Source organism: Actinokineospora terrae (genome assembly GCF_900111175.1).
Classification (GTDB): domain Bacteria; phylum Actinomycetota; class Actinomycetes; order Mycobacteriales; family Pseudonocardiaceae; genus Actinokineospora; species Actinokineospora terrae.
The window spans coordinates 113,030-126,179 of the sequence record NZ_FOGI01000006.1; the positions used below are offsets into that span (position 1 = coordinate 113,030).

General features: G+C 71.9%; 13 protein-coding genes. All 13 read right to left on the reverse strand.

The window, feature by feature from the left end; genetic code table 11:
- Nucleotides 1-67 precede the first annotated feature (67 nt).
- The 13 genes from BMY07_RS35400 to BMY07_RS14600 all read right to left on the reverse strand — a co-directional run bounded on the left by BMY07_RS35400 (nucleotide 68) and on the right by BMY07_RS14600 (nucleotide 13,082).
- Complete coding sequence (locus BMY07_RS35400; RefSeq protein WP_245782388.1) at nucleotides 68-733, reverse strand: zinc ribbon domain-containing protein; 666 nt, start codon at nucleotides 731-733, stop codon at nucleotides 68-70.
- 602 nt (nucleotides 734-1,335) lie between these two features.
- Nucleotides 1,336-1,890 carry a phage tail protein gene (locus BMY07_RS14545; protein WP_092778563.1) on the reverse strand — a complete coding sequence of 185 codons (555 nt, stop codon included), beginning with the start codon at nucleotides 1,888-1,890 and terminating at the stop codon, nucleotides 1,336-1,338.
- Nucleotides 1,887-3,830: a putative baseplate assembly protein gene (locus BMY07_RS14550; RefSeq protein WP_092778564.1), complete on the reverse strand. Its 1,944-nt coding sequence runs from the start codon at nucleotides 3,828-3,830 to the stop codon at nucleotides 1,887-1,889. Before BMY07_RS14550 ends, BMY07_RS14545 begins: the two co-directional genes overlap by 4 nt.
- Entirely contained in the window at nucleotides 3,830-4,237 is a 408-nt protein-coding gene (locus BMY07_RS14555; RefSeq protein WP_218150675.1) for a GPW/gp25 family protein, read from the reverse strand. Before BMY07_RS14555 ends, BMY07_RS14550 begins: the two co-directional genes overlap by 1 nt.
- Nucleotides 4,238-4,239: 2 nt before the next feature.
- Nucleotides 4,240-4,539: a PAAR domain-containing protein gene (locus BMY07_RS14560; protein ID WP_092778565.1), complete on the reverse strand. Its 300-nt coding sequence runs from the start codon at nucleotides 4,537-4,539 to the stop codon at nucleotides 4,240-4,242.
- 12 nt (nucleotides 4,540-4,551) lie between these two features.
- Entirely contained in the window at nucleotides 4,552-6,306 is a 1,755-nt protein-coding gene (locus BMY07_RS14565) for a VgrG-related protein (protein ID WP_092778567.1), read from the reverse strand.
- On the reverse strand, nucleotides 6,303-7,019 hold the full coding sequence (locus BMY07_RS14570) for a CIS tube protein (protein ID WP_092778569.1): 717 nt from the start codon (nucleotides 7,017-7,019) through the stop codon (nucleotides 6,303-6,305). Before BMY07_RS14570 ends, BMY07_RS14565 begins: the two co-directional genes overlap by 4 nt.
- A gap of 21 nt (nucleotides 7,020-7,040) precedes the next feature.
- Entirely contained in the window at nucleotides 7,041-7,466 is a 426-nt protein-coding gene (locus tag BMY07_RS14575) for a phage tail protein (RefSeq protein ID WP_092778571.1), read from the reverse strand.
- Nucleotides 7,467-7,476: 10 nt separating this feature from the next.
- Nucleotides 7,477-7,812, reverse strand: coding sequence for a hypothetical protein (locus BMY07_RS14580; RefSeq protein ID WP_143073490.1), 336 nt, complete (start codon nucleotides 7,810-7,812; stop codon nucleotides 7,477-7,479).
- Between the two features lie 2,682 nt (nucleotides 7,813-10,494).
- Complete coding sequence (locus tag BMY07_RS34320) at nucleotides 10,495-10,653, reverse strand: DUF6760 family protein (protein ID WP_177215585.1); 159 nt, start codon at nucleotides 10,651-10,653, stop codon at nucleotides 10,495-10,497.
- On the reverse strand, nucleotides 10,650-11,102 hold the full coding sequence (locus BMY07_RS14590) for a hypothetical protein (protein ID WP_092778575.1): 453 nt from the start codon (nucleotides 11,100-11,102) through the stop codon (nucleotides 10,650-10,652). The genes BMY07_RS34320 and BMY07_RS14590 overlap by 4 nt, the downstream gene beginning before the upstream one ends.
- A complete protein-coding gene (locus tag BMY07_RS14595) occupies nucleotides 11,099-11,539 on the reverse strand; it encodes a phage tail protein (protein WP_092778576.1) in 441 nt (146 codons plus the stop codon). Before BMY07_RS14595 ends, BMY07_RS14590 begins: the two co-directional genes overlap by 4 nt.
- A gap of 28 nt (nucleotides 11,540-11,567) precedes the next feature.
- Nucleotides 11,568-13,082, reverse strand: coding sequence for a phage tail sheath family protein (locus BMY07_RS14600; protein ID WP_092778577.1), 1,515 nt, complete (start codon nucleotides 13,080-13,082; stop codon nucleotides 11,568-11,570).
- Nucleotides 13,083-13,150: the final 68 nt, after the last annotated feature.

Below are 13,150 nucleotides of genomic sequence, written 5' to 3' on the forward strand. Positions count from 1 at the left end.
GCCCGTTCCACCGTCGCCTTCGAATCGGCGGGCCTGCCGCGGTCCTGAGGCCCGTCACCCGGGTGGGTCAGGGGCGGCGGAAGAACTCGACCTCGCCGAGGGCTATGTGGGTGGTGGGGGTTTGCGGGGTGGCGGAGCGGATGGTCAGGCGGACCTGTGTGACGTCGGAGGTGCCGAGGTCGGTGCGCTGGGGGCCGGGTTCGTCGGCGAGGGTGATGGTGGTGGTGCGGGTGGTGCCACCGGTGCTGGTGGTGGTGAGGTCGACGGTGGTGGGGCGGGCCTGGTCGGTGAAGTGGTCCCGGTCGGCGGTGGGGCCGGTGTGGATCACGACGGACAGCAGGCGGATGGGCTCGGCGAAGGTGAAGGTGGCCTGGGCGCCGGGCGTGGGGGTGCCCCAGTAGCGGTTGGACAGGCCGTCCGCGGCGGCGCGAGCCGGGTGGTTGGGGAGCTCGGCGGTCGCGGTGACGGTTCGGGGGGCGACGGCAGCGGGGGTGGACACGCGGTCGCGGATGTCCTGGATGGCGGGGTCGAGGTGGGGGTAGAGGACCACGCCGAGGACTACCAAGGCCGCGACGACCAGGAGGGCGACGATCGCGCGTAGCCAGCGGGACCGGTCCCCGTGCCAGGACCAGCGGCGGCGCTTGGTGGTGGCGGACAGGGCGGCCGCGGGGTCGAGGGGGGTGGCGCAGCGGCGGCAGAACTTCCTGCCAGGCGGGTTCGCCGTCCCGCACACCGGGCAGGGGGGACCCTCGACGGTGTCGACTTGGGCGGCGGAGGCGACTGGGCGCTGGGCGACTGGTCTTCCCGGCAGTACAGGGGCGGTGTCCAGTTCGGGGGGCGTCGGGGTGGGGGGATTGTCGGCGGCGCGGCCACGAGCAGTGGGTGCGGGGACAGGTTCGGCGAAGAGAGAGGCCGCCGGATTGGTGGCCGTATGAGCGGCGCCGGTGGCGGGTTCGGTTGCGCCCGAGGTCGGGGTTCCGTTATGGACGGTCGCTGATCCTCCTGTCTGACGGGTTGAGACCTCGGTCGTCGGGTTGTCGGCGGATCCTCCGGACTGCGGGGGAGTGCCCACGGAGGCGTGTTGGGTGGGCTTGTTCGTGCCCGTGGCGGGGTCGTCTCGGCGGTGGGCCTGGGAACCGGAGACCGGGTTGTCGACCGGTTGCGAGACGGGGTTCTCTGGCCGCTGTGCGAGATCGGTGCTGAGTGCGGGAGCGGCAGGAAGCGTGACAGGGTCGGCTGGGTCGGTGGAGGCGGACCAGCCGAGGTAGGTGGCGCAGTTGCCGCAGAAGTCGTCTGTGGGGTGGACCTGGGTGCCGCAGACGGGGCAGGGGCGGGTCATGTGGGGTCCTCGGGTGGGGCTGGGAGTACCTCGATCTGCGGGGTGAGGTGCAGGGGGCAGTGGGCGGCGACGACGGCGGTGATCTGGTCTTGGTCCACTGGGGATCGGTCGGGCCAGACGCGGATCACGAGTTCTGGGGGTGTGCCGGGCAGTTCGGCGCCCGCGGAGGGGGACCAGGCCACGCCTGGGCCGTCGGCGATGGTCACGCCGACTCCGAGGGTCAGGCGGAGGCGGGTGGCCAGGCCGTGGGGGGTGCCGCGGTCTCGGTGTAGGGCGATGGCACGGCGGACGAGTTCGCGGCGGACCTCCACGGGCCAGCGGGGGTCTGGGGACTCGGCGACCCACGAGGCCAGCCAGGTCAGGAAGTCCTCGGGGGTGAGCGCGGGATCCAGGTAGGCGGTCAGGTTGTCCAAAGTAGACAAGACCACCGCGAGCACGTCGTCGAGGCCCGCGGTGAAGCGCGAGGCGAAGTCGTCGGCGGCGTACAGCGCGGGCAGCAGTTCCCCGATGGGGTGCGTGCTCGGCAGCCCGGGCACCGCGGCCCGGGTCACTGCGCACCCACCACGGTCACCTGGTGCTGGTGGGAGAACACCAGCGCGTCCGGCGTCAGCTCAAGCCGGTCCACCCGCCCACCACGGGCACCGGTCAGCGGGTTGGCCGGGAACAGCAGGATCTCCTCCACCATGCCCACCCCCGGAACCCGTTGCAGCACAGCGAAAATCTCGCCGTACTGCACCGCGCGGCCGAACGCCCACCCCGTGCCGTCCGCGCCCCCGGTCATCGGGTCGAGGTACCCGTGCAGCGCGTCCTGCGCCGCGGCCCGCACCCCGTCGACGTCAGCGTCCGGCGCCACCAACCGCGCCACCACCGTGATCCCCTGATACCGCGGCGGACTCACGATCGCCCGCGTCCCCAACAGCCGCCGCGCGTCCAGGTGCCCTGCCACGGCCGCCAGTACCTCGTCGGACGGCACCAACTGCTCGATCCGCAACCGCTCACCGTGACCGACCGTTGCCGAGGGCACCACCAGCACACGCGCGGCACCCGGTTCATCGGCCGAGGGCAGACACCGCACCCGCGCCAGCGAGGGCGCCGCCTGATGCGCCAAGCGTTCGTAGTCGGACGCGGTCACGGCCCGGTCCTGCACGCGCAACTCCTGCGGCGCACGGGTTCGAGCCTCCGCCACCGTCTCACCGTCGACCCCGCCGCGAGCCGCCTCCCGGTTCTCCACCGCCGAGATGTACGGGACCGAGCTGCGCAGCACCGAGATCGCCCCACGAGCGACGTTCCCCGCGCGGCCACCCCCGGTCCGGTACTGCTCGACCAGAACCGCCGACCCCTTCGGCGGAACCGCGCCGTAGTAACGCAAACCGCCGTCAGCCGTGCGCACCGCGGGCGGGAACCGCACCTCACCGAGCGTCGCGTCCAGCACCACGTGCCGGTCGCCGGGCCCCGAGTCGCCGAAGTGCTCGACCGCGGTCCACCGCTGCCACCCGTCGCCATCGGACACCAGCACGGTGATCGGGTCGCCATCGGTCAGCACCGGCGTCCTGGGCAGGGTGAACCGTTGCCCGGGAACGCCTTGCGACAGCCCGAGCAAAACATCCGGCACGGCCTCGGCGTGCTCGACGGCGACCGTGCCGCCGATGGTGAACGCCTCGGCGACGCGGATCGTCGGCGACTCGGAGTAGAACGGCTGACCGGCCTCGGGTTCGCTCACCCGGGCGCGCACCCACCCGGCCCGCCTGCCCGCGATCACCGACTCCACATGCGACGCGGGCAGGTGCACGACGACCTCGCCGGGCCGGTTGAGCCCGCCCGTGCTGTCCTCATCGGTCTCGCAGACTGTCCAACCGCGTCCGTCCCACGCCTCCCACACCAGTGGCGGCTGACGCGGGTCGACACCGATGCCCTCCACCCGACTGTCCAAGCGCAACACCACCACGCACTCCGGCGCCGCGGCGGACAGGCCGAACAGGGTCGAGTCGTCCACGGCCGGGGTCGCTTGGAAGCACCGAACGTCCTGGCCTGCCGCGAGGTCCTTGGTGCGGTCGACGTGCTCGCCGGACGCGCTCCTGGTGACCAGCGCGTCGAGCTCGCACGGAACGATCGGCAGCGGCGTGGTCGTGGCGAACACGACCGCCTCGGTGGTCTCCGCGCGGACCGTCGCCACCTCGGTTCCCGCGGGCAGCAGAACGACCTCCACCTGCGGCGCCGAGAGCCAGAACGTGACCCGAGCCCGCGCCGCGGTCGGCGGGAACAGCCGCACGCCCAGCAGGTCCAGGAACGCCAGGTAGTTGCGCTCCGGCACCCGGTTGAGCCGGTAGACGAGCTGGTCGACCATCTGCGCGAAGGTCTCGATCAGCGTGACGCCGGGGTCGGAGACGTTGTGGTCGGTCCACTCGGGACACCGGTCGCGCACGTACCGCTTCGCCTCGTCGACGAGCTGCTGGAACCGGCGGTCGTCCAGGTTGGGTGCGGGCAGGGCCATCAGTCCGGCTCACCTTCGGAGGGGATGGTGTAGAAGGGGAACACCAGGTTGCGCTGGTCGTTGGTCGCGCGGATGGTGTAGTGGATCGAGATGTGCAGCGTGCCCACCTCGACCTGGTCGAAGTCGACCTCGACGGCGACGGTGTCCACCCGCGGTTCCCACCGGTCCAGCGCGGTGCGCACCTCGCGCGCCAGGTGACCCGCGGTCGCCCCGTCGGTCGCCGCGAACACGTGGTCGTGGATGCCGCAGCCGAACTCCGGCCGCATCGGCCGCTCGCCCGGCGCGGTGCCCAGGATCAGCCAGATGGCCTCCTCGATCTCCTGGTCGCGCTCGACCATGCCGATGCCGCCGGTCGGCCCGACCCGCAACGGGAAACCCCAGCCCCGGCCGATGAAGTCCGCGACCACGCTCACCCTCCTATTCGGACTGTCAGCGCGCCGGTCACGACCGTGGCGCCGCAGGTGGACTTGTCGCCGACCCTGGCCGCGACCAGCCCGCCGATGAGCACCCGGCCGATGCGCGGCTGGAGCACGTTGCCGGGACCGAGCGCGGCGTGCGGTGGGATGACGCACACGTGCGTGCTGCCGATGACCGCGGCGGGCTTGCCCTCGATCAGCACGGTCGCCACCCTGGCCGCCACGACGGGCGGCGGCGGGCCGACCGCGCCACCGTGGCTGGTCTTGTCGCCCAGGCGTGCTGCGGGGAACATCGCGGTCTCCTCTCAGTTGATCCGGACCGTCAGGCCCTTGACGACCGCTTCCGTGCCGCCGCTGACCGACGCCGAGGTCGCGGCCTCGACCGACACCGTCCGTCCCTTGAGGACCAGGGCGCCGCGTTTGGCGTCGACGGTGACGCCGCGGGAGTCCATGCGCATCGAGCTGAGCACCCGACCGCCACCGCGACCGCGCACACGGACGTCGATGCGCCCGGTCTTCTCGTCCAGCACGACCTCCAGGCGCTTGTCGCCGCTGGCGATGCGCACCCCGGACTTGGCGGTCCCGTCGAGCAGCTCCAGCCGGTTGCCCGTGCGCGAGACCAACGACCGCCGGTTGAGCTTGCCGGTCTTGCGGTCGACCAGCGGAACGTCGTGTGTGGACGGTTTGTCGACGCCGTTGTAGAGCCCGCCGAGCACGTACGGCCGGTCGAGGCTGCCCTGCTCGAACCCGACCAGCACCTCGTCGTTGACCTCCGGGCTGAACACACCGCCGCCGCGGATACCGCCCCACTGCACGGTTCGGACCCAGTCGGTGACGTAGTTGTCGTCCAGCCAGGGGAACCTCAGCCGGACCCCGCCGCGCTCGGTCGGGTCCTTGATGTCGGTCACCACGGCGATCGCCAGCCCCGGCATCCGCGGCGATCGGGCCGGAGCGTTCGCCCCCGCCACCAGTCCCGCCAACGACCGGTCGGCCGAGGCGCTCACCGTGACCACCGTGCGGTAGCCCAACCCCGGCTCCAGGACGTGGCGCACCGCCGTCGCGGTGTACTTACCGGAGAACGCCGCGCCCGCGTTGGCCAGCGCCACCGGAACACCCGCCCGCAGCTTGGGGTTGCCGTTGGCGACCGCCTCGATCTCGCCGTACCCCGCGGCAGCCGAGGCGGCGACCCCGCGCGCCACGGCCGCGGTCTCCGCTTGTGTCCCGTATGGAGTGTCGGTCACCAGCATCCGCGCCCTGGGACCGAACACCGCCGACGGGGTCATCCCCGGCGCGACGGTCCGGCTCTTGAGCGCTGGCTCCACGGCCACGTGCGCCTTCTTCGTCTTGACGTCCCACGACCGGACCTCCACCGCGCTGACCTGCTCGGCGCTGGTCAGCGTCGCGTGCAGGGCCGTCACGTTCTCGCCGTGTTCGAGCACCAGCGGGTCGACCGCGGCGGACGTGCTCGGTGATGGCGCCTTGCTCGCCGGTTCGGGTTTCGTCAGGTGCAGGACGCCCTTGTCGTCGACCTGCAGCACGACGCCGTGGTCGTGGGCGAGCTGGGACAGGAAGTCCCAATCGGACACCCCGGCCTGGCTGAGCTGGGTGTAGGTGACCGGCGCCAGCTCGACCCTGCCCACGGTGACGCCCGCGCCCCTGGCCACCTTGCGCACGATGTCGGCCGCGGTCATGTTGCGGAAGGCCTCCACCTTGCGGCCGCGGAAGAGCCGGTGCGCCCTGCTCATCGCGTGCACCACGGTGAACGTGCCGGTCGTGTCCGCGTCCAGCTCCAGCGCGGTGACCTCGCCGATGAACAGCAGTTCCTGCGCGGTGCCGCTCACCGTGGACACCGACACCCGCAGCGGGGTGCCGATGGTGATCCCGGTCTCGGCGAGCATCTCGTGGTCGCCGTCGCGGTAGGTCAGCACGGCGGCGTCCGGCAGTCCGACGCTCTCGTCGACCACGCAGCTCACCAACTGCTTGTCCCACGGGGCGGGCAGCGGCCCCGGCGCGGCGATGATCGGATCGGCGGCGAAGGCCCGCCCGCCCTGGGTCCTCATGCGACTCCGTCCTGCTCGTTGACCTCCGCCGCGCCGGGCAGCAGCAGCTCCCGGCCGACCGGCAGCACCATCGGGTCGTCGATGTCGTTGGCCTCGGCGATCGGCCGCCACAGCGTCGCGTCCCCGTACTCCTGCCACGCCAGCTGCGGCAGGCTGTCCCCGGCGACGACGCGGTGCGTGCGGCGCGCACCCGGCGACCCGGACGTCGGGTTCTGCCCTGGTGTGTCCGCTCCAGCTTCCTCAATGGACAGTGCACAGGTCGCGCGCAGCGGCTTTCCGTCCACATCGAACAGCGCGTAGTCGACCGACAGGTTCGCCAGGATCCCGTCGAACGACGTGGTCCGCGCGGTGCCCCACTCGAACCGCACCCACGGGCTGGCGGGCTTCTTGCGCGCCAGGCTCCGCTTGGTCGGCACGCACGCCACCATCAGCTTCTCGACCCGTTCCTCCACCGAGTTGTCGTGCGTGGCGGTGGCGTCGAGGAAGACCTCCACCGACAGCGTCCGCGGTCCGCTGCCGACGAACTCCGGCAGCGCCGCCTGACCCGCCATCCGCGACGGCTTGCGCCGCCACTCGACGCTCTTGGCCAGCGCGAGGGTGTTGGGGTTGAACTGGAACGGCACGCTCGCCAGCCGCGCGCCCGGCTTCGCGCCCACCTTCGCGGGCGGCTCCATGATCACCAACCGGGCGCGGGCCAGGCTCTGTGCGGCCATCTCAATCGGTCCTTTGTCCGGTCAGGAAGCGAGCAGGCCCTCGTGCGCGAACTCCAGCGTCTCCACCGCGGCCTGCGAGTCCGCCGGGTCGAACGACGGCCCGGTCCACCGCACCGGCACGATCCCCTGCACCTGCCAGCGGGTGATCGGCGTCAGGTCCGGCGCCAGCGCCACGATCTCGCCGCTCTTGCGCTCCACCCGCCGCACCACCTCGTTGAGCCAGCGCACCACCTTCGCCGAGTCCGCCGTCACCGGCCGGGTCATGGTGATGTTCGACCAGGTGATCCGCGAGGGCAGCTGCCAGGTGAACCCGTTGTTGCCGCCCTCGGTGAACTGCTCCACCTCCATCTGCGCGCCGAGCCCCTGGCAGGTGTGGAACGCGCCGAGGTCGTTGCCGCCGATGCTCAGCTGGAAGAACACGGTGGTGGCGAAAACGGTGCTGGTCATGGGGTCCCTCTCAGCGGCGGTGGTCGTTGCGGTGCCCGGCGCGCTCCCGGCCGTGGCGCAGTTCGGCGCGCAGCAGGCGCGTCAGCGGGTCGAGCAGCCCGCGCGCCAGGTCGTCCAGGTCCTGGTCGGCGGTGGGGTCGGTGCGGGATCGCTTCCTCGGCGCGGCCCTGCGCTGGACGGGTGCGGGGCGTGGGGGAGGAGGCGGTGGTGAGGGGCTCTGCCTGGCGGCCACGGTGTTGGGGCCGGTGAGGTGTTGGGCGGTGGGTGGGGGGCTTTGCCTGGCGGCCACGGTGTTGGGGCCGGTGAGGTGCTGGGCTGCGAGTGAGGGGCCTTGCTTCGCGGCCACGGTGCGTGGGGCGGCGGAGGGGGTGTGTGCCGGGGTGAGGTGCTGGACCGCGGGTTGGGTGGGGTCGGCTCGGTGGGGATCGGTGCCGGGGCGAGCCACGTGGAGGGCGAGGTGGAGGGCGTGGTCCCGGCCGAGCGTCGGCTTCGCCGGAGTGGGCGTCGAGCGCTGGACGGGCTGGACCCGAACCCGGGGGAGTCGCCCTGGTGGGGTGACCGGAGTCGGGGGTCTGCCGTCTGCCTGGGCTCGGTGCGCGAGGACCGGTGCCGTCGGACCGCTGGCCTGGCCTGCCGCGGCCACTCGCTGGACGGGGGTCTTCCTGGCGACCTGACCGGACTCGACTCGAGTCGCGTCCGGCTCGGTACCGAGGGTGGGGCGGACGGGCTCGCTTGGCCCGGTCCCGGAGTGGTCGACGTGCTCCAGAGGGGCCGGCGCCGCCGACCGGGTGACGCGGCTCGGCTCCCGCACCGGGGACCCGACCCGCGCTCGGGTTGTGCCTCGGCCGGACCTCGCACCGATGACCGGCTCTCGCCCAGCACCGACCCGCTGGGGATCCCCGAGCCCGACCAGCGGCGTGCTCGGACCGGCTGAGGGCCGCGGCGGTGCACTGTCGGGGCGAGTGGTCCTGTGTTGGTGAACGACGGTTTCGCTCGGCCCGATCCGTGGTGTGGCGGGGCCGGCCGAGGTGGGCGTCGGCCCGGTGAGCCGTTGCGGTGTGTCGCTGTGACCGGTGGTGTTGGTGTGGTGAATGACGGCGTCGCTCTGGCCGACTAGTGGAGTGATTGGGCTGGGTGAGGTGGATGTCGGTCTGGTGGGCTGCTGTGGTGCGTTGCTGCGACCGGTGGTGTTGGTTTGGCGAAGGACTGTGTTTGCCCGTCCGAGTAGTGGCGTGTCCGGACCGGTTGAGGTAGACGCGGGTTCGGTGGGCCGCTCGGGTGTGGTGCCGGGGGCCGCGGACTTGGTCCGGTGAAGGACTGTGTCGATCGACCCGACCAGTGGCGTGATGGGACTGAATGAGATGGGCGTCGGTCCGGTGGTCCGCTGTGGTGTGTCGCTGCGGCCAGCGGTGTTGGTTTGGCGGAGGACTGTGTCGGCCCGCTCGGCCGGTGGCGTGCCTGGACCGACCGAGGACGATGGCGGTTCGGTGGGCCGCTTCGATGCGGTGCTGGGGGCTGTGGGCTTGGTCCGGTGAAGGACCGTGTTGATAGGCCAGACCAGTGGCGTGCCCAGATCGGTTGAGGTGGGTGTCGGTCCGGTGGGCTGCTCCGGTGCGGTGCCGGGGCTAGTGGACCCGGTCCGGGGAAACACCGTGTCGATCGGCCTGACTAGTGCCTTCGGAGGTTCGGAAGGGGGCGTCGGCTGTGTCGAGGCGTTGCCGTGGTCGGTGGTGTCGGCTGTGGCCCGTTTGACGAGTGGTGTGCTCGGACTGGCTGAGGTGGGTGGGGGGCTGGCGGGCGGCTGCGGTGCGGTAGCGGGACCAGGAGGCTCGGGCTGGGTGACCCGCTTGACCAGAGGCGGGCTCTGATCGGCTGAGATGGGTGGCGGTCCGGCGAGTCGGGCAGGGCCAGGGGGCTTGGTCCGGTGTGTGACCGGGCCGACCAGTGGCACGCTTGGGACTGCCGATGAGGGCACGGGTGTATCGCGGGGGGCGGTTGCGTCGACCGGGCTGACCAGCGGCGTGCCCGGACCTGTTGAAGGGGGCGTGGGTTGTCTCGGAGCTGCGGTGTCGACCGCGGCTCGGTGGACCACTGTGTCGACCCGCGTGTTCGGACCAGCGGGAGAGGGCGCGGGCCGTTCCGGTGTGTTGCCGTGGCCTGCGGACCGCTGGACGGCCGGCCCGACCAGAGGTGTGCCCGGGGACGCGCCGGGATGGACCACCGAGCCGACCGGTCGTGCCGGTGTGCTCGTCCTCTCTCCCGACGACATCCCGCGCTGGGCCACCGCGGTGTCGGCCACTGGCTCGTGGCGGCGAATGGGCGGTCCGAGGGACCGGGTGCCGTGCGTCGGCATGGCCCGGTGGGCCACAGCGCCGACAGGCGGGGGGATCTGTGGTCCACCAGGTCGAGCGGGTGTGCCGCCATGGTCGACAGCCGGCGGCGCGGCCCGCTGGACCGCCGGGTTGACGGGCCGGACCAACGGTGCACCTTCGGGCTGGATGGGTGCGGCAGGGGCGTTGCCCCGGTTGGCGGCCTCGACCGGTGACGCCGCGGTGACCGGACCGGCGCCGGGCGTCTGTGGTCGGGCAGCCTGTCCCGCGCCATCCACGCTCGCCGTCTCTCCCCGCGACGTGGCTCGCTGAACCCCGGCCACGGGCGCACCCGGACCGGCCGAGGGCACGGCCGGGCGCGATGCCTGCTCGACCACCGGCACCGAGGAAGAGTCGGCCGGTGCCTGGACCGCGCGCAGCAGTGGACCGGGTTGGGAGGTGGCCGTCGGGGCGCGGACGACGCCGTGGGCGACGCCGGAGGGGGCGGTGGGTGAGATCGAGTGGGACATCTCGCCCACCAGTGACGGGTCGTGCCAGGAGGCGAGGGTCGAGCGGAAGGCGAGACCGTCCGACACCGAGACCCCGCCGCGCACCGACACCGGGGCCAGTGGCCGCACCGCGCGCCAACCCCCGTCCCACGCCGGTCGGTCCGGTGTGGACTTCTGCTTGCGGAAGCGGTCCAAGATGGACACCGCCGCTCACCCCCCTCCGTTGACCCTGGTGTTGATCCGGCTGATCTCGCGCACCCACCCGGCGCGCTCCTCGTGCGTCAGGTCGAGGATCTCCGCGCGCGGCCAGTGGAAGTGGTACGCCACGTAGGCGACCTCCTCGGCCAGCCGGTCGGGCGGGTACGTCACGATTCCCCCAGGCGCCCACCCGCCAGGTCGACGTCGAAGGTGGACCCGCAGGACGGGCACGCCACGCCCGCCCTGGTGTGGCCCTCGCTGTTGATCCGCCGGTAGAAGTCCTGCAGGAACGCGATGTCGGTGGCGTACATCTGCTCCACCACGCCCGCGTGCACGTCGGACACCTCGCCGAGCTCGGTGATCACCTGGCTGAGCAGCACCACGCTCAGGTACGCCGGGTTCTCCTTGACCCGCACGTCGATCAGCGGCCGCAGCTCGTCGCGCGCGGTGGCCAACCGCATCCGGCCCGCGCGGTGCTTGGTGCCGTTCTGGTCGACGTAGCCGCGCGGCAGCTCGAACTCGAACTCGGTGTGCGACGACTGCTCCGACTGCCGCTTGCTCTTCTTGCCGACCTCGACCAGCTCGTCGAGGTCGCCAAGGCTGACCGTCCGGCGCCTCATTCGACCTCGATGTCCTCGAAGGTGATGGTGACCTTCTCGGTCGCCGCGGAGGACTCGCCCGCCTTGAGCGAGGGGCCCTCCCACTTGCTGGCCCACCCGTTCATCAGCTGCATCCGGCGCACCGTGGTGCCCTCGCTGTCCTTGACCTCGATGGTGATGTTCTGCCGCGCCGAGGCCACCGCGCCCTTGTTCAGGGTTTCCTTGAGCCACTTGGTGAACTCGCTGCTCTGGTCGAGGCCGCGGGTCAGCACGATCTCGCCGCCCTTGCGCGCCCCGGGTTGCTTGCGCAGCAGGGGTTTGCCCTGCGGGGTCACCTGGGACACCTCCACGACGTCCTCCTCCACGACCAGGCCGCTCACCTCCTGCAGCGACTCGACCTCGTACCCGCCCAGCTGCACCCCGAAGACGTGGGTGGACAGCGCGTCGCCCTCTGCCATGGTCTACCTCCCTCTACTCGCGACTGCGTCACTCACTGACCTGGCTGGTGCTGTCGGAGAACTGCGCCAGCCGGAACACCACGAACTCGGCGGGCTTCACCGGCGCCACACCGATCTCGCACACGACCTGACCGAGGTCGATGGACTCCTGCGGGTTGTTGTCCCGATCGCACTTGACGTAGAACGCTTCCTGCGCGGTGCGCCCGAACAGCGCGCCCCGGCGCCACTGCTCAGTGAGGAACGCGGTGATGTTGCGCCGGATGCTCGACCACAGCCGGTCGTCGTTGGGCTCGAACACCACCCACTGGGTGCCCAGCAGGATCGACTCCTCCAGGTAGTTGAACAGCCTGCGCACGTTCAGGTAGCGCCACGCCGGGTCCGACGACAGCGTGCGCGCGCCCCAGATCCGGATGCCGCGCCCCGGGAAGGCCCGCACGCAGTTGATACCGACCGGGTTGAGCAGGTCCTGCTCACCCTTGCTCAGCGTCAGTTCCAGGTCCACCGCGCCGCGGATGACCTCGTTGGCCGGTGCCTTGTGGACACCGCGCTCGACGTCGTTGCGCGCCCACACGCCCGCGACGTGCCCGGACGGCGGCACGGTGCTGTTGCGGCCCGCGGCCGGGTCGAACACCGTGATCCACGGGTAGTACAGCGCCGCGTGCTTGGAGTCGTAGCCCGCGGTGTCCTGCCGCCAGCCGCGGACCTGCTGCGCGGACAGCCCGGGCGGGGAGTCGAGCACGGCGACCCGGTCGCCCATCTGCTCGCAGTGCGAGATCACCGCGAGCTGCACCGTTTTGACGCCCTCCAGGTCGATCGCGCCCCGCTGGTAGGCGCCCATCAAGTCCGGGACCGCGACCATGGTGACCTCGTCGATCGACTCCAGGCCGCCAAAACCGGTGCGTTCCTCGGCGTCGCCGATGTACTCGGCAGCGTCGACCGAGCTGGACTCCTTCGGTCGCTCCGCCGCGGCGAGGGTCACCGACTGCCGTTCCGGCTTGCTCAGCGCGGTTCCCGGCCGCTCGGTAACCGTGACCAATGTGGACCGTTCGCCGACCTGGGTGACGACGTAGTTCTTGACGTTCTTGCGGGTCGACACGTCGAAGGTCTCGACGACCTTGGTGCCCTGCCGCACCAGCAGCTTGAACCGGTCGTCCGGCGGGTTCTCGCCGTCGGCGTCGGCGATCTCCACCGACAGGTCCGGCCCGGCGTCCGGTCGGGGCGCCACCAGCAGCCCGCCCACGGCGACCGGTTCCGGCGCGGGGGCGGCGGCATCAGCGGCCGGACCGCCGACGCGCACGACGTAGGCCGATCCGCCGCCGTTGCTGAAGTAGCCGTAGACGGCGTGCGGCAGGTACGCGCCCTCGGCGAACCCGCCGAACAGCTGCGCGTACTGGTTCCAGCTGGTCACCAGGGTGGGCCGGTGGAACGGGCCCTGCTCGGCGAACCCGACGAAGGCGGCGACCGCCGTGCCGACCCCCTCGATCGGTCGCGCCCCGGTCTGGACCTCCTCCACGTACACACCTGGGGAGAGGTACTGCGGCATGGTCGCTCCTCATCTCGGATCTCGTGCCTGGGAACAGGGTTTCGCGGTTCGGTGCCCCGGCGGGAGGT

Excerpts from the sequence above, each read along its gene's own strand:
- BMY07_RS14550 (WP_092778564.1), bottom strand. The coding sequence starts at position 3,830 with ATGGCCCTGCCCGCACCCAACCTGGACGACCGCCGGTTCCAGCAGCTC.
- BMY07_RS14560 (WP_092778565.1), bottom strand. The coding sequence starts at position 4,539 with ATGTTCCCCGCAGCACGCCTGGGCGACAAGACCAGCCACGGTGGCGCG.
- BMY07_RS14565 (WP_092778567.1), bottom strand. The coding sequence starts at position 6,306 with ATGAGGACCCAGGGCGGGCGGGCCTTCGCCGCCGATCCGATCATCGCC.
- BMY07_RS14570 (WP_092778569.1), bottom strand. The coding sequence starts at position 7,019 with ATGGCCGCACAGAGCCTGGCCCGCGCCCGGTTGGTGATCATGGAGCCG.
- BMY07_RS14575 (WP_092778571.1), bottom strand. The coding sequence starts at position 7,466 with ATGACCAGCACCGTTTTCGCCACCACCGTGTTCTTCCAGCTGAGCATC.
- BMY07_RS14590 (WP_092778575.1), bottom strand. The coding sequence starts at position 11,102 with ATGAGGCGCCGGACGGTCAGCCTTGGCGACCTCGACGAGCTGGTCGAG.
- BMY07_RS14595 (WP_092778576.1), bottom strand. The coding sequence starts at position 11,539 with ATGGCAGAGGGCGACGCGCTGTCCACCCACGTCTTCGGGGTGCAGCTG.
- BMY07_RS14600 (WP_092778577.1), bottom strand. The coding sequence starts at position 13,082 with ATGCCGCAGTACCTCTCCCCAGGTGTGTACGTGGAGGAGGTCCAGACC.